This window comes from Paraburkholderia sp. JPY465 (assembly GCF_050436725.1).
Taxonomy (GTDB): domain Bacteria; phylum Pseudomonadota; class Gammaproteobacteria; order Burkholderiales; family Burkholderiaceae; genus Paraburkholderia; species Paraburkholderia youngii.
Map to the genome: position 1 here is coordinate 1,147,462 of NZ_JBNDMT010000006.1, position 19,286 is coordinate 1,166,747.

At 63.5% G+C, this 19,286-nt stretch carries 16 protein-coding genes; 8 read left to right on the plus strand and 8 right to left on the minus strand.

Going from position 1 to position 19,286, the window contains the following annotated elements:
- Positions 1-57: 57 nt before the first annotated feature.
- Positions 58-1,224, minus strand: a complete 1,167-nt coding sequence (locus QFZ94_RS38655) for a mandelate racemase/muconate lactonizing enzyme family protein (RefSeq protein WP_176378267.1) — start codon at positions 1,222-1,224, stop codon at positions 58-60.
- A 179-nt stretch (positions 1,225-1,403) separates the two neighbouring features.
- Here QFZ94_RS38655 and QFZ94_RS38660 point away from each other — a divergent pair, with 179 nt between their 5' ends.
- Both QFZ94_RS38660 and QFZ94_RS38665 read left to right on the plus strand, forming a co-directional pair.
- Positions 1,404-2,300, plus strand: a complete 897-nt coding sequence (locus tag QFZ94_RS38660; protein ID WP_429463146.1) for a LysR substrate-binding domain-containing protein — start codon at positions 1,404-1,406, stop codon at positions 2,298-2,300.
- A 179-nt stretch (positions 2,301-2,479) separates the two neighbouring features.
- Positions 2,480-4,069, plus strand: coding sequence for a methyl-accepting chemotaxis protein (locus QFZ94_RS38665; RefSeq protein WP_368581296.1), 1,590 nt, complete (start codon positions 2,480-2,482; stop codon positions 4,067-4,069).
- A gap of 19 nt (positions 4,070-4,088) precedes the next feature.
- On the opposite strand, the gene QFZ94_RS38670 is transcribed toward QFZ94_RS38665, so the two are convergent.
- From QFZ94_RS38670 to QFZ94_RS38680, 3 genes are all read right to left on the minus strand, one after another.
- Positions 4,089-4,934 carry a GNAT family N-acetyltransferase gene (locus tag QFZ94_RS38670; RefSeq protein ID WP_429463148.1) on the minus strand — a complete coding sequence of 282 codons (846 nt, stop codon included), beginning with the start codon at positions 4,932-4,934 and terminating at the stop codon, positions 4,089-4,091.
- Between the two features lie 33 nt (positions 4,935-4,967).
- A complete protein-coding gene (locus tag QFZ94_RS38675) occupies positions 4,968-5,297 on the minus strand; it encodes a hypothetical protein (RefSeq protein WP_429463150.1) in 330 nt (109 codons plus the stop codon).
- Positions 5,298-5,363: 66 nt separating this feature from the next.
- Positions 5,364-6,863: a tryptophan leader peptide gene (locus tag QFZ94_RS38680; protein WP_429463152.1), complete on the minus strand. Its 1,500-nt coding sequence runs from the start codon at positions 6,861-6,863 to the stop codon at positions 5,364-5,366.
- Between the two features lie 170 nt (positions 6,864-7,033).
- On the opposite strand from QFZ94_RS38680, the gene QFZ94_RS38685 reads away from it, so the two are divergent.
- Both QFZ94_RS38685 and QFZ94_RS38690 read left to right on the plus strand, forming a co-directional pair.
- Positions 7,034-7,519 carry an adenosine-specific kinase gene (locus QFZ94_RS38685; RefSeq protein WP_176111261.1) on the plus strand — a complete coding sequence of 162 codons (486 nt, stop codon included), beginning with the start codon at positions 7,034-7,036 and terminating at the stop codon, positions 7,517-7,519.
- Positions 7,520-7,570: 51 nt separating this feature from the next.
- The gene (locus QFZ94_RS38690) at positions 7,571-8,473 is read left to right on the plus strand and encodes an ATP adenylyltransferase family protein (RefSeq protein ID WP_429463154.1); all 903 of its coding nucleotides are present in this window, start codon (positions 7,571-7,573) and stop codon (positions 8,471-8,473) included.
- A gap of 15 nt (positions 8,474-8,488) precedes the next feature.
- On the opposite strand, the gene QFZ94_RS38695 is transcribed toward QFZ94_RS38690, so the two are convergent.
- Positions 8,489-10,144, minus strand: a complete 1,656-nt coding sequence (locus QFZ94_RS38695) for an FAD-dependent oxidoreductase (RefSeq protein ID WP_429463156.1) — start codon at positions 10,142-10,144, stop codon at positions 8,489-8,491.
- Between the two features lie 225 nt (positions 10,145-10,369).
- Between QFZ94_RS38695 and QFZ94_RS38700 the strand changes: the two genes are divergently transcribed.
- Positions 10,370-11,029 carry a DUF4410 domain-containing protein gene (locus QFZ94_RS38700; RefSeq protein WP_429463679.1) on the plus strand — a complete coding sequence of 220 codons (660 nt, stop codon included), beginning with the start codon at positions 10,370-10,372 and terminating at the stop codon, positions 11,027-11,029.
- An 88-nt stretch (positions 11,030-11,117) separates the two neighbouring features.
- Here QFZ94_RS38700 and QFZ94_RS38705 read toward each other — a convergent pair whose 3' ends face one another.
- Positions 11,118-12,341, minus strand: coding sequence for a YeeE/YedE family protein (locus QFZ94_RS38705; RefSeq protein ID WP_368581304.1), 1,224 nt, complete (start codon positions 12,339-12,341; stop codon positions 11,118-11,120).
- Positions 12,342-12,879: 538 nt separating this feature from the next.
- Here QFZ94_RS38705 and QFZ94_RS38710 point away from each other — a divergent pair.
- The 3 genes from QFZ94_RS38710 to QFZ94_RS38720 are packed head-to-tail and all read left to right on the plus strand — an operon-like array spanning position 12,880 to position 16,058.
- A complete protein-coding gene (locus QFZ94_RS38710) occupies positions 12,880-15,270 on the plus strand; it encodes a filamentous hemagglutinin N-terminal domain-containing protein (protein WP_429463159.1) in 2,391 nt (796 codons plus the stop codon).
- Positions 15,271-15,325: 55 nt separating this feature from the next.
- Positions 15,326-15,481, plus strand: a complete 156-nt coding sequence (locus QFZ94_RS38715; protein ID WP_368581306.1) for a hypothetical protein — start codon at positions 15,326-15,328, stop codon at positions 15,479-15,481.
- 28 nt (positions 15,482-15,509) lie between these two features.
- Positions 15,510-16,058 (plus strand): hypothetical protein, encoded by a 549-nt coding sequence (locus QFZ94_RS38720; RefSeq protein ID WP_429463161.1) that lies wholly within the window; start codon positions 15,510-15,512, stop codon positions 16,056-16,058.
- Positions 16,059-16,102: 44 nt separating this feature from the next.
- Here the strand turns inward: QFZ94_RS38720 and QFZ94_RS38725 are convergent, their stop codons facing one another.
- Complete coding sequence (locus tag QFZ94_RS38725; RefSeq protein WP_429463164.1) at positions 16,103-18,118, minus strand: acyl CoA:acetate/3-ketoacid CoA transferase; 2,016 nt, start codon at positions 18,116-18,118, stop codon at positions 16,103-16,105.
- Between the two features lie 31 nt (positions 18,119-18,149).
- Complete coding sequence (locus tag QFZ94_RS38730) at positions 18,150-18,617, minus strand: CBS domain-containing protein (protein ID WP_368581309.1); 468 nt, start codon at positions 18,615-18,617, stop codon at positions 18,150-18,152.
- Positions 18,618-19,286 lie beyond the last annotated feature (669 nt).

The following is a 19,286-nucleotide window of genomic DNA, read 5'->3' on the forward strand; positions in this document are numbered from 1 at the left end:
CCGTCTTTTATGAACCATTCGAGCGGGAATGTTGGTCGATGCCGTTGCGAGCGCGCGTTATTCAGCCAGCTTGCGCATCTCGGCGATCAGGTCGGATTTGCCTTCGAAGCCGATGCCGGGCAGCTCCGGCATCGTGATATATCCGTTCTCGACGCGAACGCCGTCCGGGAAACCGCCGTATGGCTGAAACAGGTCCGGGTACGATTCGTTGCCGCCAAGTCCGAGGCCCGCCGCGATGTTCAGCGACATCTGGTGGCCGCCGTGCGGAATGCAACGGCTTCTCGACCAGCCATGCTGATGCAGCATGTCGAGCGTTCGCAGATATTCGACGAGACCGTAGCTCAGCGCGCAATCGAATTGCAGCCAGTCGCGATCGGGGCGCATTCCGCCGTAGCGGATCAGGTTGCGCGCATCCTGCATCGAGAACAGGTTTTCGCCGGTCGCCATCGGCTTGTCATAGTAGTTGCGCAGCGTGGCCTGCAACTCGAAGTCGAGCGGGTCGCCCGCCTCTTCGTACCAGAACAGGTCGTACTGGGACAGCGCCTTCGCATAGCTGATCGCGGTATCGAGATCGAAGCGGCCGTTGGCATCGACCGCGAGCTTCTGTCCGTCCTGCAGCACGCTGAGGATCGAGTCGATGCGTCGCAGGTCTTCGTCGAGCGACGCGCCGCCGATTTTCTTCTTCACGACCGTGTAGCCGCGGTCGATGTAGCTGCGCATCTCATCCTTGAGCTTTTCGTGGTCCTGGCCCGGATAGTAATAGCCGCCCGCCGCATAGACGAAGATCTTGCGGTTGGCCTCGCCGTTGCCGTACCGCTCGGCGAGCAACTGGAACAGCGGTTTGCCGGCGATTTTCGCCACCGCGTCCCAGACCGCCATATCGATCGTGCCGATCGCGACGGAGCGCTCACCGTGGCCACCGGGCTTCTCGTTGATGAACATCGTCGCCCAGATCTTGTGGGGATCGAGGTTGTCGCCGGAGTCGTCGACGAGCGAGGCCGGGTCGGCCTCGAGCAGGCGCGGGATGAAGCGCTCGCGCATCAGCTTGCCCTGGCCATAGCGGCCGTTCGAGTTGAAGCCGTAGCCGATCACCGGCTTGCCGTCGCGGATCACGTCGGTGACGACCGCGACGAGACTCAAGGTCATTTTGCTGAAGTCGATGTAGGCGTTCCGGATCGGGGAACTGATCGGAACGGTCTTTTCGCGGATTTCAACGATTCTCACGCCACTGTCTCCAGAGATTTGAACAGTTATTGAGCCGCACGGGCTGCAATGTGGTGCGTAGCTTAGCCGCGAAAGAGCTTGCTAAAATTCACTTGCGTTCACTACATATTTCACCAAAAGTGAGTACTGCACCCGCATCCGACTTCGAGTTCTTCATTCTCCTTGCGAAACTCAGGAGCATGTCCGGCGCCGCCCGCGCGCTCGATCTCAGTCCGCCGGCGGCGACCAAGCGGCTGGGGATCATCGAGCAGCGGCTCGGCGCGCGTCTGGTCAACCGGACCACGCGCAGCGTCAGCCTGACGCCCGAGGGAGAGACCTATCTGCGCTACGCGTCCCAGATCGTCGGGCAGGTCCGCGAGATGGAGGAGGCCATCTCCGGTGCCCGGCGCGATCCGCATGGGCCGTTGCGCATCAACGCGACGCTAGGTTTCGGCAGGACGACCATCGCACCGCTCGTCTCCGACTTCGCCAAACGTTTTCCGAACGTCGAAGTGCAGTTCGAGGTGACGGACCGGCCGGTCGATCTCGTCGAAGGCGCGTTCGACATGGCGATACGGTTCGGCGAGCTGCAGGACAGTCGGCTGAGCGCAAGGCGCATCATGAGCAATCGCCGTTTTCTTTGCGCGTCGCCAAAGTATCTGGAGCGTTTTGGAACGCCCGAGCGCGTGGAGGATCTGCATCAGCATCGCTGCATCATCCACCGGCAGAACGATGATGCTTATGGCGTGTGGCGCTACATCGTGAACGACCACATCGAGGCGATCAAGGTCAAAGGCGTGCTATCGAGCAATGACGGCGACATTGCGCTTCGGTGGGCGCTCGACGGTCACGGGATTCTGATTCGCTCCGAATGGGATCTGGCCAAGTACGTACAGAGCGGGCGCCTCAAGCTGGTGCTGCCGAATACCGTGCTGCCGTCGGCGGACCTGTTCGTCTATTACCCGAGGCAGCGCAATCAGACAGCGCGAGCGCGAGCCTTCATCGATTTCCTCGTCGATCATTTTCAGGCACCGTTCACGCCGGTCGACCCCACCGTCGAAGCTCCGGAAAGGAAGAAGAGGGGCTCGCGCAAGTGACGTTCATGTCGCCTGGCGTCGCCGCCACAGGTTCATAGCACTTGGTGGGGCGATGCTTTCGATTACCCGACTAAGCTAGTCAGATAACCCTCAATATTTTGAGGGTATTGCCGTTAGAACGTCCATTGACCGACATTCCGGCGCCTTCAGCAGAGCGCGGTGCCTCGCTAACGACTTTCATGCGCAATAACCAGCCTGTAACACAACGCGAATTCGATTTTCCCGCCTCGGAAATGCTTGTCTCGGCAACCGACCTGAAAGGAAGGATTCAGTACTGCAACCCCGCGTTCATTGCGATCTCAGGCTTCACGCGAGAAGAGTTGCTCGGCGCGCCACATAACATCGTCCGGCATCCCGACATGCCGCGCGAGGCCTACGCCGACATGTGGGAGACGATCCGCGCGGGTCAGCCGTGGACGGCGCTGGTGAAAAACCGCCGCAAGAATGGCGACCATTACTGGGTATGCGCGAACGTCACGCCAGTGATCGAGAGCGGTCAGATCGTCGGCTATCTGAGCGTTCGTACCAAGCCATCCCGCAACGAAGTGAGGCTTGCCGAGTCAACCTATGCGCGGATGCGCGAAGGCACGTTGCGTTCGCACAAGTTGCGCCGCGGGAAGCTCGTGCGTACCGGGATAGCCGGCAAGCTTCAGGCACTGACACGCATGTCGGTCGTGGCGCGCATCGGGATCGGCTACGCGATCGCGCCGCTGGTCTTTCCGCTCGTCGGCGCGGTGCAGTACGGCGGGCTGCCGCCGTTGCCGTACTGGACTGCGACGGCCGTCTCCGCAGTGCTGGCCGGCCTCGCCTGGTTCGCGCTGAGTAAGCAGTTGGGTGCGCCGCTCGCGGGGCTCTCCAGTTTCGCCACCCGTATGGCTGCCGGTGACCTGACTGCCGAAATGAGGATCTCGAGGAACGGCGATTTCGGCGACGTACTGAGCGCGCTGAACCAACTGAAGGCGAACCTCGGCGCGATCGTGCTGGACGTGCGTGGCCAGATCGGCGGTGTGGTCGACTCCGCTCGGGAAATGTCGAGCGGTAATGAGGATCTCGCGCGCCGCACTGAATCGCAAGCGGCGTCGCTCGAGGAAACGGCTGCGACCATGGAGCAATTCACCACCAGCGTGAAGGCCAATGCAGACGCCGCCGCATCCGCGCTCGGACTTGCCCGGGAAGCGCAGGATGCCGCGGCGCTTGGCGGCGAGATCGTCGGTCACGTTGAGCGCACCATGTCCGGCATTACGTCGGCGTCGCAGCGTATCGCCGATATCACAGGCGTGATCGATGGGATCGCCTTTCAGACCAACATCATTGCACTGAACGCGGCGGTCGAAGCCGCCCGTGCCGGCGACGCCGGCCGATCGTTCGCGGTCGTCGCCACCGAAGTGCGCATGCTGGCGCAACGTTGCGCGGAGTCTGCAAGGCAAATCAAGTCCGTGGTGGATCTGACCGTCGCGGAAGTCTCGCAAGGAACGGAACTGATCGACCGCACCGCGTCGCAGATGAAAGTGATCGACGAGACGGTCAGACGCGTACTGACCATCATCGACGATGTGTCAAACGCAAGCGACGAGCAGGCCAAAGGCATCATGCAGGTGAATCAGGCAATCACGCACCTCGACAGCGCGACCCAGCAAAATGCCGCGCTGGTGGAGCAAGCGACGGCCACCGCGCAACGGCTGATCGACTCCGCTCAAGTGCTGGATGAGACCGTGCGCCTTTTCACCATTTCCGGTCAGCGTGAGCCGTCGCTGACGGCCGCTCGATGATCGTTCCGTTGCATTGCCGTCAACCCAGTTCGAACGTACTCACCCCGAACACGCGTTGCACCGGAATGGCCGGCGCGGCGCGCGTGTACATGCGCGCCGTTTCGAACGCGCTCACCATGCCGTAGCGTTGCGCGAGCGCGACGGCAGCCGCGTTGACTTCCGGGACATCGAGCGCGATGACTTCGCCCGCGACGCTCGCGACCAGGCCGTCGAATAGCTCGCTGGCAATCCGTGCGTCGTCGGCAAAGAGCGGCCCGATCTTGTAGCCGCTCCTGCAACGGCGCAGCACGCCGTACCCTCTGATCTGGGCGTTGCGCACATTTGCCAGGGCCACCGCCTGTGGTTGCGCGATCCAGTCCGCGAGGAAGCGGGAACGGGCGGTCGAAAAACAGGCGCTGTCGTAGGCAAGCAGTTGCGCGAACGGTACCTCCCGCGCGTTCGTCAGCTTGGGCGTCGACGCGGCTCGCACGACGCCCTGAAAGCGGATGTTGCGATACGCGAGCTGGAAGCCGGATTTCCTATAGTTCTGCTGCTGGGCAACGACACCATCGAGGCCGATCGTACGATCTCCCAGATAGCGCATCGCGTGCTGCCAGGTGCGCAGACCGAAACCCCTGGCGCGAAATGCCGGCTTGACGATGTAGAGGCCAATGAAACCGAAACGCTCGTCGTAGGCGACTGCCGAGATGCATGCCACCGGCTCGCCGCGCCAGATACCAACGAAAAAGCCGTTGGGGTCTGCATTCCAGAAGCATCGCGCGTCGTCGAGGCCCGGATTCCATCCCTCTGCCGCAGCCCATTCGATCGCGAGATCGACCTCGCTGGACGACATGTTGCGCACGACGAAATCGCTATGATCATCCATGCTCAAAGGCGGCAACGTGATTGGCTACGACGTCTACGCGGGCGTGAAGACGACAGCGCCATGCCCGGCAACTTGCGCGAAGGTCCGGGCGAAGCGGTAGGCCTGTCCTTCGATGACCAACTGGTTGAACCCTGACCGGGTGGTCTCCAGAAGCGCGTGGACGACCGTGTTCGGAATGGCCGCGCAGCTTGTCCAGTCCGCGTCTGGCTCGCCGGGGTCCCCAAGATAGACTTCGCTATTTTCGCCGTGAGAGAGCACGAAAATCAGGCTCTGTCCTTTGTCTAGCGACAGCTCCAGGTACTCCGAAAGCGTGGATGCCGCCTCGGTCGCTGCATCGAGCGGGGCGCGTGAGGAAGAATTCATAAGTGGCCTTTGGTCGGTCGGGCGTGGCATCCACGGGTAACAAGACACCGCACACCAGCAAGATGATCAGTCCGGCAACTGCCCGGGCGCACCATCCAGAATGCGAAGCTTGTCGTCGATATCGGGAAGCTGATGGCCGGCCGCGCGAAGCTCGTTGACGAGCCGATGCGCAGTTGCACGACACTGCGCCAGCGTCTCATGCAGTCGCGGTTCGCCCCGCAGACCCGTCACCACCTTTTCCAGCTCGGAGGGGGGCTCGCTCAGCAGCGCGGGCACCACCTCTTCTGGCGGAATCAGCGACCCGTGGCTCAAAAGCTGAGCCGTCCAGTCGCATCCATACAGCAGCGCGCGCCGCTCGGTCCGTTTCGCTTCGTCCTGCTCCAGGGTCGCGAGACTGTGCCGGTTCTTGTGAATCGAAGCGCGCCAGGTTGCAAGTATGTCCGCGCGCAACTCCGCAATTGCATTGCCGACGGACGTGCTCTGTCCGCCAACCACGAGCCGGCGTTCATCGAGCCTGTCGACATGGTCCCGGTATCGTTCGAGGAAGGGCTGCCAGTTCAACGGCAATTCGGTCGTCCCGGAGAACGACCGGCTGATCTCGTTGAGCTCGCTCCTGACCTCCTCGATGGCCCGGGCATCGGCAAGCCGTGCCTCATAGACTTCGTGAGCGGTCACCATCTGGCGATGAAGCGCGAACAGCGGATTCTTGTGGCGGCGTTGCAGGTGTCGCTCGGCCGCGCCGGGATGAGCGCTCCATTTCCAGTCGGGCAGCGATTTCGCGTCGAACTCGACCGCGTCTACCATGGGCCGGAATACCGCCAGCCCCTCTTCGGTCGCATGGCGAAAACAGTCGGCCAGCTTGAAGTCATTGCCTTGCAGGTGGATACCTTCGGTCCCCGCATACGGAGAATCCGGCGCGAGCCGCAGGAATGCGGTAGCGAGGAAAAACTCCATCGGCAGCTCGACGGACATACCCTCCAGACGGAAGCTGCGCTGTTGGGCGGAAAGGTCTTCGACAGAATGCGCGAGGCGGTTTTCGAGGTCGAGCAGCGTGTCGATCCTGTCGCCGGCAGACGGTTGCATCGCGTCGGCGAGCAGGCAAAAAGATTCGCGCACCATTTTTGCCGCGATGGTGCCGTGCTTCTCGGCGAAAAGCCACAGCCAAAGGGCAAGCTGATAACCCCGCACCCCGTTTCGGGCGAGCGTTTCGACTTCGGGCGTGAAGGTGATCCCGGGCGCGGCCCAGTTCGCAAACGGTGGCGCGTCGCTGACCAGGTACATGTCCAGAAGCTGCTTCAACGACTCATGGGTCCCGCTCGGCCAGCTTCGCGTCTCGTCGTTCTGCTTCTCGGTCTTCCAAAGTTTCCAGGCCATCGTGGACCTCGCAAGAGTGTGCGGGATGCGGCTTGGTGAAGATACTTGCACACTCGGTCGGGGGCGTAAACCGGCGCTTGACCTTGTTGACTCGGACGGGCTGTTGCGGCGCGATGGGGTATAAAGCGGGTCAAAACGCTCTGACGGAGCCCTCCGTAGCACGATGCCGCGATCACTTGGTTCTAGACGCAAACGTCGTTTCCGGGTAGGCCCGCAACGTCGCTCGCCAGACGCCCGGATTTCGTACTAGGCTAGAAGCCGGATCGACGAAGACAGGCTGACGCGCGAACCATCCGCAGTCGGGTTGGCCGGCGTTCGACGTGTTTTCATCGGCGTATTGCCGCAATGCAGCGAGGTCCACCATGCAATTGTCCGCCGTCAAGGTCGTCAAGCCCGAAGCGACCAACTTCATCCTCGGGCAAAGCCACTTCATCAAATCCGTCGAGGATATTCACGAAGCGATGGTCGGCACGGTGCCCGGCATCAAGTTCGGCCTCGCGTTTTGCGAGGCCTCCGGCAAGCGCCTCGTGCGGCGCTCCGGCACCGACGACAGCCTCGTCGAGATCGCATGCCAGAACGCGACCAACGTCGGCGCGGGCCATAGCTTCTTCGTGTTTCTGGGCGACGGCTTTTTCCCCGTCAACGTGCTGAACACGATCAAGGCCGTGCCCGAGGTCTGCCGCATCTTCTGCGCAACGGCGAATCCCGTCGAAGTGCTGATCGCTGAAACGGATCAGGGGCGCGGGATCGTCGGCGTGATCGATGGCTTTCCGCCCGTCGGCACCGAAAGCGCGGAAGACGTTCAATGGCGCAAGGATCTTTTGCGCACGATAGGCTACAAGCTGTAGCGGCTGCGCTTTCACTTGCTTCACACGCACCGCCATACCTGCCGACATGCTATGGAACGACAACGACGCCTGATTCCGGGCACGTTGTGGCCCGCCATTCTGCGACAGACCGACCATGCGCTCGGTTGCGGCGCGCTGCGGCCGATCGGCACCCAACAGTGCATGATCGACAGTGGCGGCATCCGTTTTCTCGTGCGTCAGGTGTCGAGCCTGACGCACAAGGAACAACAGCGCGAGCAAGCGCACAAACTGCAGACCGCAAGGCGCCCCGAAGCGAACCCGTTTCTTCCGCCCGACCCGGATCTGTTCGTCGCCGATATCTCGGATACGCATCTCGCGTTGCTCAACAAATTCAACGTGATCGATCATCACCTGCTGATCGTCACGCGCGCATTCGAACCGCAGGAAGCGCTGCTCGATCTTGCCGATTTCGAAGCGCTGCTCGCGTGCATGGCCGAGTTCGATGGCATCGGCTTTTACAACGCCGGCACGGAGTCGGGCGCGAGCCAGCCCCACAAGCATCTGCAGATCGTGCCGCTGCCGCTCGGGGACACCGGTCCGGCGGTGCCTATCGAGCCCTTGCTGGGTGCGCAGGACCGCTTGCCGGAGCTGCCGTTCTGGCATGCGTTCGCGCACTACGACGCGGATGATCTGACGCGCGCGGATGCGCCGAAGCTGGCGCTGTCCCGCTATCGCACGCTGCTCGAAGCGGCGGGTGTCGGCGCGCTCGAAATCGATCGCGTGTGGTGTCATGCGGCACCCTACAACCTGCTGGTCACACGGCGCTGGATGCTGCTCGTGCCGAGATCACAAGAGCGTGTCGAAGGCGTGTCGATCAACGCGCTCGGGTTTGCGGGTTCGCTGTTCGTGCGTGACGCGGCTCAACTGGACGTGATCGAAAGGCTCGGCCCGATGACGGTATTGGAACGCGCCGCGCTGCCTGCGAATACATAGCGACCGTCAACGAGCTCACGCACCGTCCGACTGCAAGTACCTGTGCGCGAAAGCAATCGCCATGCTGCCTTCGCCGACGGCCGAAGCGACGCGCTTCACGGGGCTCAGCCTCACATCCCCGCACGCAAACACGCCAGGCACACTCGATTCGAGCAGATAAGGATCGCGGTGATGATGCGGCCAGCGTGCGGCCTTGACGACGTCGTCGCCGGTCAGAACATAGCCGCGTGCGTCGCGCGCGATTTCGGACGGTAGCCACTCCGTCTGCGCATCCGCTCCGATGAAGACGAACAGGCCGCCGCAATCGTGCCGGCTTACTGCGTCCGTCGTCGAATCGCGAATGTCGATGGCCGTCAGATGCGTATCGCCATGCGCGCCGACGACTTCCGAGCGCAAGCGCACCGCGACATTCGATTTGCCCGCAAGCTGTTCGACCAGATAGCGCGACATGCCCTTTTCGAGCGAATCGCCGCGCACGACGAGCGTCACGCTGCGCGCATGATTGGCGAAGAACAACGCCGCCTGGCCGGCCGAATTGCCGCCGCCGATCAGATGGACGTCGAGCCCGTGGGTCGCGCCCGCCTCGCTGCGCGCCGCGCCGTAGTAGATCCCCTTGCCGATGAAGCGGTCGAAGCCGTCGATCGCAAGCCGCCGCCACGTGACGCCCGTCGCGAGAATGATGGTCCGCGCGTGCACGGCGTCGCCGCCATCGAGATGAATCCGCCGCGTCTTTACATCGATGCGCTCGACCGAGCGCGTCACGAGGATTTCCGCGCCGAGCCGCCGTGCCTGTTGCAGCGCGCGGCTCGCGAGTTCGTCGCCGGAAACGCCATTGGGAAAGCCGAGATAGTTCTCGATGCGCGAGGACGTGCCCGCCTGTCCGCCCGGCGCCTCGCGCTCCAGCACCAGCGTGCGCAGACCTTCGGACGCGCCGTACACCGCGGCAGCCAGCCCCGCGGGGCCGCCGCCGATGATCGCCGTGTCGTATCCGTCCAGACGCGGCTGCGTCTGAAGGCCGAGCAGTCCCGCCAGTTCGCGGGTCGCGGGCCGGCTCAGCACCGTGCCGTCGGCGAGGCGCAACGCGGGGCACTCGCTTTCCGTTGGACAGGTGCCGGGCCAACGCGCGGCCAGTTCGGGCGCATCCGGCGAAAGCCAGTCGGCGCTGATCTGATTGCGCGCGAGAAACTGGCGCAGCAGCGTGCACGCATCGTCCCAGCGGTTGCCGACGATCGTCACACGCGCTTTCGGCGGCTCGGCGGAAAGGCTTTGCAGCCCGCCGATGCGTTCGCGCGCGAGCGCGCCCATCTTGAACGCCACCTCCGGCGACGCCGCCGCGAGCGCATAGTATTGCGGCGCGTCGACGCGCATCACGCGCGAAGGCTCGGCGGCTCGATAGGCGCCCGGAAACGGCGAACTCAGCGCAAGCGGCACTTCGCCGAAGATCGTGCCGGGCAGACGCCAGCCCAAGGTCCGCTCGATACCGTCGAACGTCTTGATGACTTCCATCTTGCCCGACAGCACCGCGTATAACGCGCGCTCGCCGCCTTCATGAACCGCGAACTCGCCCGCGCACAGATGCAGGTCGGCGGCCGCGTGCGCGAGGTTTTCCAGTTCGCTGTCGGGGAGGGTCGAGAACAGCGGCACGGCGCGAATGTCGTCGATCGTCAGCATGGCTTTGTTTTCCGTTTGTCGGACTCGCGCCAAGGCATACGCGGACAACGCGCGTAGCCACCAACCGCATCGACCCAGTATAGGATTTTCGGATCGCGATGCAGACGATCGAAAGTCCTAAGATGGGTAAAGAGCCTGGATGTGAGTGCCGTAATTCGTCGTTGCCATGCGGCCAGTACCAGGCGATCAGCGCGGAGGTGCGCAATGATGTTTCGATGGCTGCGAATGGTCTGTCTGGCGACGTATGTGTGTGCCAGTGCGGAAGGATGTCTGGCGGCGGATGCATCGGCAGCGCTTGCGGCGCCTGTCGCGCCGGCGGTCGTCTATGTCGCCGATTTCGATCTCGATGCCGCGAATATCGCCCCTGACAGCGGGCCGGGTCACCGCGCGCGAGGCATCGTGGGCAATCTGGTGCCTGCGGGTCCGCTGCGCCAGCAGCAGGACCCGCAGGCGCGGGCGCGCGAGATCGTTGCGCTGATGGCGCAATCCTTGACGGACGATCTGAAGAAGGCCGGAGTCGACGCGCGCCGCGTCGCGCCGGGGGAGACGCTGCCGCACGACGGCTGGCAGGTGCGCGGCGTTTTTCTCAGCGTCGATGAGGGCAACCGGCTGCGTCGCGCGATGGTGGGCATGGGGGCGGGCCAAAGCCAGTTTCAGGTCGCGGTTTCCTGCGATAACCTGGCTGCGCCGGAGTTGCCGCCGCTTTATGAAAGTGTTGAAGAGGGGAAGAGCAGGGATATGCCGGGCGCGGTGATCAAGCTCAATCCGTACGTGATCGCGGCGAAGGTGGTTCTGTCCGGCCGCGATGAAAAGACGGCGGTCAGGAACAGCGCGGCGCAGATAGCCGACCAGATCGCGCAACGGCTTCAGACGGGCGCCAGGTAGAAGACTCGACTTGGTTCAGACGACTTTGGAACTGCGCGGGCGGGGCGCAAGCGCAGCCCTCGCCCGATATGCGGCCGAAGCCGCCCGATCAGCAGCCCGTCTGCTTGACCCGTTCTACCGGCAGGCCGAACAGCGGACGCAGCTTCGTGCCGACCACGTTGCCGAAAAATGCCGCGACGAGCCACAGCCAGCCGTGCAGGCTGCCCGACACGATGCCGCTGAAGTACGCGCCGATGTTGCAGCCGTACGCGAGACGCGCGCCGTAGCCGAGAATCAGACCGCCGACGATCGCCGCGATCAGCGAGCGCAGCGGCAGACGCCACACCGGCGCATAGCGGCCGGCCAGCGAAGCGGCGAGCATCGCGCCGATCACGATGCCGATGTCCATCACCGACTTCATGTCGTGGCTGATCGGCGCGGCGAGGGCGGCCGCGTTCGGACCGGTGCTCCACACCGGCCAGCTCGCGACGTCGACGCCCAATGCGGAAAACGCCTTGGCGCCCCACAGCGCGAACGCCGACGTGATGCCCCACGGACGACCCGACAGCGCGAGCGTCACGAAGTTGAGGATCGCGAGCACGACGCCGCCGGCGAGCAGCGGCCACGGGCCATGCAGCCACGGCGATGCGTTCGGTGCGCGCTCCACTTCGCTGACGAGGCGGCCGTGACGGCGCTTCTCGATCAGCACGGTCAGCGCGGCGATCGCCGCGAACACCACGAGGTTCAGCGCGATCCCCGGGACCACGCCGAGCGTCTGCACCAGCGAGATCGGCGGCAGATGCGGCATCGCGGACCAGAACGGCATATGCGCAGTGCCGATCACCGAGCCGATGATGAACGCGATCAGCGTGACCACCATCCGCGTGCTGCCGCCGCCGACCGTGTACAGCGTGCCGGACGCGCAGCCGCCGCCGAGCTGCATGCCGATGCCGAACATGAACGCGCCGACCACTACCGAGGTGCCGACGGGCGACACTTCGCCCACCACCGGATGACCGAACAGCGTGCCGGCGGAAAGCGCCGGGAAGAACAGCAGCACGCCGACCGCGAGCATCAGCATCTGTGCGCGCAGGCCGGCGCCGCGGCCGTCGGCGATGAACACGCGCCACGCGGACGTGAAGCCGAACGCGGCGTGATAGAGCGTGATGCCGAGCAGCGCGCCGAGGACGTACAGCGCGGCCTGCTTCACGCTGACGGTCTGCGCGAGATAGATCGCGCCGAGCACGACCAGCGCGAGCGCGACGGCGAGCGGCTTCGGATTGATGTTGACGGCACGGCGAGGCGCGCCGAATGGCGTGGAGAGATCGGACATGATGAATGGGGCGGACGCGCTTGTCGCGCGAGGGCGGCGCGCCGGTCGAACGGCGGTCGCTGCGCGGGAGGGCCGCGAATAATCGTTTCGGGAAAACGCGGGAGTATACCGAAATGTCCGGTCGCGGCCGCTGCCTGTCGGGGGGCGCACTGCGCGATCGCGAGTCCGGGCGCGGACGGTGCCGCGACCCCGCAATGCCCGCCGCATGGGCCTTTGCGGAAATCGACGGTGGGTGGAGGTCCGTCGTTTAATAACCCCTCGTAATAACGGTATTTCAAACTTGCATTGAAATTGTCATCAACGTGGAAGGCGATGGTAATAACCAGCGTCGCGTCCCGGTCGCGCAACAGCATTTCGGGCCGAAATATCGACCAAACTAGCCACGACATTCGAACCAGGCGGCCATCTTGCGGCGAGAGTGGTATGAAAGCCCGACAGTACGGCGCAAATCGTTGAGATTGCCGCAAGTCGCGACGAGGCGAACTGCTAGTCTTCATACGGAGCGCAGCCGTTTCGCGCAAGCCTGGAAGGGGGATGCATGAAAACTCAAAGACCACCTCTGCTGCGGCGACGTGCATCGCCACGTCGTCATTCAAGCGGGCGTATTTCATTCGCCATCGTCGTTTCGCTGACCGGACTTCTCGCGACGCACGTCGCGTGCGCGGCGGGCACTCTGCCTCAGGGCGGCCATTTCGTCGCCGGCTCGGGAAACATCGCTCAGAACGATGCCGGCATCAGCATCACGCAGGCGGGCTCGCGCGGCATCATCGAATGGAACAGTTTTTCAATCGGGTCGCGCCGCACGGTATCGATCGACAACGGCACGGGCGCGACACTCAATCGCGTGACGGGTAACGATGTGTCGGCGATCTATGGCACGCTGAAGGGCACCGGCAGCGTCTACCTGATCAATCCGCATGGCGTGCTCATCGGGCCTGGCGGCGTGGTGTCGACGGGCGGGCGCTTCGTCGCCTCGACCCTCGACGTCCCCAACGATGTCTTTCTCAACCCGCCCGTGATCGGCGGGTCGGCTTACACAGGCAGTTCCACGGCGGATGTCGTCAATCTCGGCAAGATCAGTTCGTCGGGCGGAGACGTGTTCCTGATATCGGCCAACAAGGTCACGAACGCAGGGACGATCGACGCGCCGAACGGCAATGCCGAATTCGCCACGGGCCGTCAGGTGCATCTATACGACGGCAACTACCAACAAGTCTTCGTGGACGTGGGAAGCGGCGGCACGGTGACGAACTCGGGCAAGGTGCGGGCGGCGATCGTCAACGTGCAGGCGGCCGACGGCAACATCTTCGCGCTCGCGGGTCGTTCGGGCGCGCTGCGCGCCACCGGCACTGCGACCCGCGACGGCCACGTATGGCTCGTCGCCAACACGACCACCAACGGGGTCCTCGTCAACTCCGGCAACGTCGATGCGCGCGGCGCGCGAATCAGCGCGCGCAATGCCGACGGCAGCGGCGGCACGGTCGACATGTCAGGCAAAGACGTCAAGGTCGGCGGCGCGGATGTGCGGGCGAAAGCATGGAACATCACCACTGGAGACTTCATCGCGGACGGCCCCACTGCCCACACGCTCGGCGCAAGCCTGAGCAACGGCGCGTCGATCTCCGTGATCGCGAACGGCGGGGACGGCAAGCTCGGTGCGACCGGTGAAGGAGACATCGCGATCGACGCCAGCGTGCGCTGGCACGGAGCCTCCTCGCTGACGCTCGATGCGGCGCACTCGCTGACGATCGCACCGCAGACGACCATCGCCAATGCGGGCAAAGGTTCGCTCACGCTGTCCGCCGATACCAATGGTTTCGACAACGGCGGCAGCCTGACCAATCTGGGCACGATCGACTGGTCGCGCAGCATGGGCATCGTCAGTGGGCTGTACGACATGAACGGCAGCTACACGCCCGGCACGGTGAACACCAACGCATCGTGGCGCCCTGCGCCGTTCAGTGGGCTCGTCACGCAGTTCACGGCCTATCAGCTCGTCAACTCGATGGCGGATCTGAGCGCGGTGAATAACAACCTGTCCGGCAACTATGCGCTCGGCAGCAGGGGGCTCGAATTCGCGGGTGCGCCGGACTTCGGCGGCATCGGCACCGCCGCGAATCCGTTCACCGGGCAGTTCGACGGCATGGGGCATCTGCCCGCGGACCTGCATCTGTCGACCGCGGCCGATACCGGACTCTTCGGCGTGATCGGCAAGAGCGGCGTCGTGCGCAATTTCACACTGGCGGACGGCGCCGCGACCTCATCGGGAGGAACGGCCGGCTTGCTGGCCGGCGTCAACTACGGGCACATGGTAAACGTCGGCGCAACGGGCACCATCGATGCGACGGGCAACACGAGTACGGTGGCCGGCGGCCTGGTTGGCGAGAACTTTGGACGTATCGAGCGCTCGTGGGCGGGCGTGGCCATCACCGGCGCGGATCAGGTCGGTGGGCTCGTCGGACTTAACGATGGCCGCATCGGTCAGTCTTTCGCGATCGGCCGGGCAACAGCCGGTGCGCAAAGCACAGTCGGCGGACTCGTCGGCACCAACCATGGCGCGATCGCCCAATCGTATGCAGACGAATTCCTGAGCGGCTGCGCGACTGTCGGAGGGCTTGTCGGCAGCAATACGGGCTCCATCGGCGAGTCGTATGCCGCGTCGAGGCTCACGCCGGGCGCGAACGCGACGACAGGCGGTATCGCGGGCACGAACAGCGGCCGCATCGCCGCGAACGTGTTCTGGAACCGCGAATCGTCAGGGGCGGCGGCGGGCGTCGGCGCGGGCACGGCGGTGGCCGACTCGAGCGGACTCACCGATCAACAGTTGCTCGAGCCGGCGAGCTTCGGTCCGACCTGGGATTTCGGCGCGAACGGCACGTGGGTCGCGGGCTATCCGGGGCCGCAATTGCGCTGGCTGGCAGGGCCCTGACATCGAGCGCATCGCCTACCATATAGCCATGGTCGCAACCTGAAAGGAGGCTGCCATGACTCAGTCAATGATGGGCCTGGTAGTGGCGTTGGCGGCCCTGCTGGTCATCGCGTTCGTGTTCGCGCGGCGATACAGGCACGCGCATCCGCAAGAGACTATGACCCAGTGGCTCGACGCCCATCACATGGGCTGGCTACATCACAGGCACTGACTCTGGAGCTTGGCGGGTAGGGTCGCACATGACATTCCGGCGATCGAACTCATCCCGATCGGTATCCGGTCGTGCCTGTCACAGACGCGCCGCGCTGCTCTGCGCAGCGGTATTCGCGCTCGGGGCCTGCGCGCAGCCGTGGGAAGCGTTCCATGCGGGCGAACCGGAATCGGCCGTGGTCGCCAGAATGGGGCAGCCGCGCGAGGTCTACAACCTGCCCGACGGTTCCAGGCGGCTAATGTGGCCGACGCAGCCCATGGGGGAAGTCACCGTCGCCGCGGACATCGACCCGACCGGCAAAGTGATCCGCGTCCGGCAAGTGCTGCAGCCGAACGAGTTTTACCGCGCGGAGCCTGACCAGTGGACGAAGAATGACGTTCTGATCAACTTCGGCCGCCCGGAGGAAACGACATACTTTCCAATGTTGAAACGCGAGGTCTGGAGCTATCGCTATCTGGAAGACAACCTGTGGTACCTGCTGTTTAACTTCTATTTCGACGACACCGGCGTGTTGCGCTCAACCCAGAAGAGTCCGGACCCGCTCCACTTGCAGGGTGGCGACAACAAGCCGATGTGACGGCTGCCGGCTCGATGACATCACTCGTGGCGATTTCAGCTTCGCTAGCGGTCCGGCGACTGCTCGCGCAGGAAGGCCTGCGCCTCCGCCTCCGTCTCATAGACATAAGGTGACAGCCCGCGCCGCGTCAGTGCGTCACCCAGTTTGGCGCGCATGAAAGCGCTGGTGGTAAAGCGCGTCACGCCGAGATAGTAGCGCTGCACCATATCCTCGACCATTTCGACATACGCGTCTTCCAGCGCGGGGTCCAGCACGAAACCCTCGTAGTTCACCACCGCATAAACCTTGTGGTCCAGGGGTTCGCAGATCCGGCATACCTGAGTTCGGATCGCGGCGATGTCGTCGGGACGCTTCACCTCGAGACGCGAGAAATTGAGGAACATGATGTTCTTGTCGTCGTCGTAGATGAAGCGCGCTTCCAGCGGCAGCCGCAAAACATTCGAGCGCAGGCCCATCGGTTCCGGCAGGAAGATCCGCTCGTCCATCTGCTTCGGCGAACGCAGGATCGGTGCGAAGTCCATCCTGGCCAGAATATCGCGCTCCAGATCGACACCAGGTGCGATCTCGATGAGTTCCATACCCTCGGCGCACAGTTCGAACACGCAACGCTCGGTGATGTAGAGGACCGGTTGCCCCGCCGCCGCCGCATACGGGCCAGAAAACGTGCGGTGCTCGACTTCGTCGATGAACTTCCTGGCCGTGCCGTCACGGTGAATATGCAGCTTGCCGTCGACGACTGAAATCTGGCTTTGGCCCGCCATGAACGTGCCGACAAACACGACTTTCCTGGCATTCTGGCTGATGTTGATGAAGCCTCCGGCACCGGCCAGGCGCGGCCCGAATCTCGACACGTTGAGGTTTCCCATCCGATCGGCCTGCGCGAGGCCGAGAAACGCGACGTCGAGCCCGCCGCCGTCATAGAAATCGAACTGTGCGGGCTGATCGATGATCGCCTGCGGATTGGTCGCCGCGCCGAAGTTCAAGCCTCCCGCCGGAATGCCGCCGATCACGCCGGGCTCGGTGGTCAGCGTCAGCAGGTCGAGAATTCTTTCCTCGTTGGCGACGCTGGCGATGCCCTCGGGCATGCCGATTCCGAGATTCACCACGCTGTTCGGCTGGAGTTCCATTGCCGCGCGCCGCGCGATCACCTTGCGCTCGCTCATCGACATCGGCGCCATGCTGCTCGTGGGCACCCGGATCTCGCCGGCGAACGCCGCGCTGTACGGTGTGGCAAAAGTCTGCTGATGATTCTCAGGCGGCGCCAGCACGACGCAATCGACCAGCACGCCGGGTATCTTGACCTGTCGCGGATTGAGCGAGCCGCTTTCGGCGATGCGCTCCACCTGGACGATCACCAGACCGTGGCAGTTGTGCGCGGCCATGGCGATCGCCAGCGCCTCCAGGGTCAGCGCTTCGCGCTCCATCGTCACATTGCCGTCGGGATCGGCGGTGGTGCCGCGCACGATCGCGACGTTGATCGGGAAGGACTTGTAGAACAGATATTCGTCGTTGCCGATCTGCATCAACTCGACCAGGTTTTCGGTGGTGCGTTCGTTCAGCTTGCCGCCACCGAAGCGCGGATCGACGAAGGTGCCGAGGCCGACACGTGACAGATGGCCGGGTTTTCCGGCCGCAATATCGCGAAACAGGTGACTGATCACGCCCTGCGGCAGGTTATAGGCTTCGATCTGATTATTTACCGCAAGCCGCTGCAGCTTCGGCACGAGACCCCAGTGTCCGCCGATGACGCGCTTGACGAGCCCCGGCGTCGCCAGGTGGTTCAGTCCTCGGTCCTTGCCGTCTCCTTGACCGGCAGCATAGACCAGCGTCAGGTCGCGTGGCTTTGGGAGGGTGATTAACGCATCCTCGTCACGCGTCGTACAGAGTTCCTCGATGGCAATAGCGATGTCTTCGGCGAAGCCGATGCCGACGAAGCCACCTGTGGCGACCGTATCGCCGGCGCGGATCAGGCGCACGGCATCGCGTGCGGACGCCACTTTGCCGGACGAGCGGGACAGGATGGCCGGTGCAGGCGTCCCCGCGGTTGATTGCGTGCTCACGTTTCACCTCGTCTGATTCGAGCGCGACTGTCTAATAGGCGCCGCCGGTATCGATGGTCAGATGGAGCATGTCGTCCTCGAGAACACGGATGAAATGCTCGTCCTCCTGCAGGAGTTCCTCCAGCACGTCACTGTCGGAAAGCACGCCGATGACGCGCCCGGATTCGATAACAGGCAGGTGCCGGATCCGCTTCGTGTGCATCGATGCGAGGCATTGATCGCAGGTATGTTCGGGCGTCACATAAAACACCTGAGTGGTCATGATGTCGCCAACGCGGGTGTTGGCGGCGTTGCGGCCGAGCACGTCGACTTTGCGCGCGTAGTCCCGCTGGGACAGCACGCCGACCAGATTGCTGCCCTGCAGCACCAGCACCGTCGTCACATCCTTGTCGGCCATCAGCTGGAGCGCGCTGAGCACCGTGTCGTCGGGGCCGACCGAAACCAACTCCCGCGGGTTCCCGGACAGAATTTGCCGTGCTGTCTTCCTCTCCTTTTTCATGAGCGCCTCCACAGAAAGGGGAGCATGTACGGACTCCGCCTGATCAAAGCGAAATCGGAACACGATCGTTCGGGTCCAGCCAGATCTGGCGATCTTTTTTGTCTTCGTTGAATTGCAGTGTAGGTCGCTTGATCTGTGTCGAACGAACATTTTCTGTTCCGGCTTATGTGGAAGAGTGCGGTTGACAAGAACGAGCGGTGCTGCGTGCCACACGCGAGCCTGCGGCGCAGCGGATTGCGCTCGGGCGTCCATGACGATCGGCTGAATTGAGCCGGTGCCCTCTTGCATGGCTCGTGGCGTCTAACCGAAGTCTTATCCCGGCTGATTTATCGCCTTGTAGTAGTTTTCACCGCTGCTATAACGACGTCATGCAATGCAAATCTTATTGGCGTTGCATGACTCATGAAGTCACCACGAGCAGACTTCCGTGCAAAACTTCTGCACGCATCTGCCACCACTCAGCTCATTGCGTTGGCTCAGTGACCAGGTAGTCCTCCCTATATGTTGGTTCCGGTCGCCGATGATTTGCGTCACAGCAAATACGTGACTCCGCGCGATCAACGTGCGCCCATTTTTCACATTCGCCCGCTCAGGTGAATGTCGATGCGACCTCTATTGCCTTTCGGTTTATGCGAATGATCGACCGCAAATAGCTTCGCAGACTTTCGC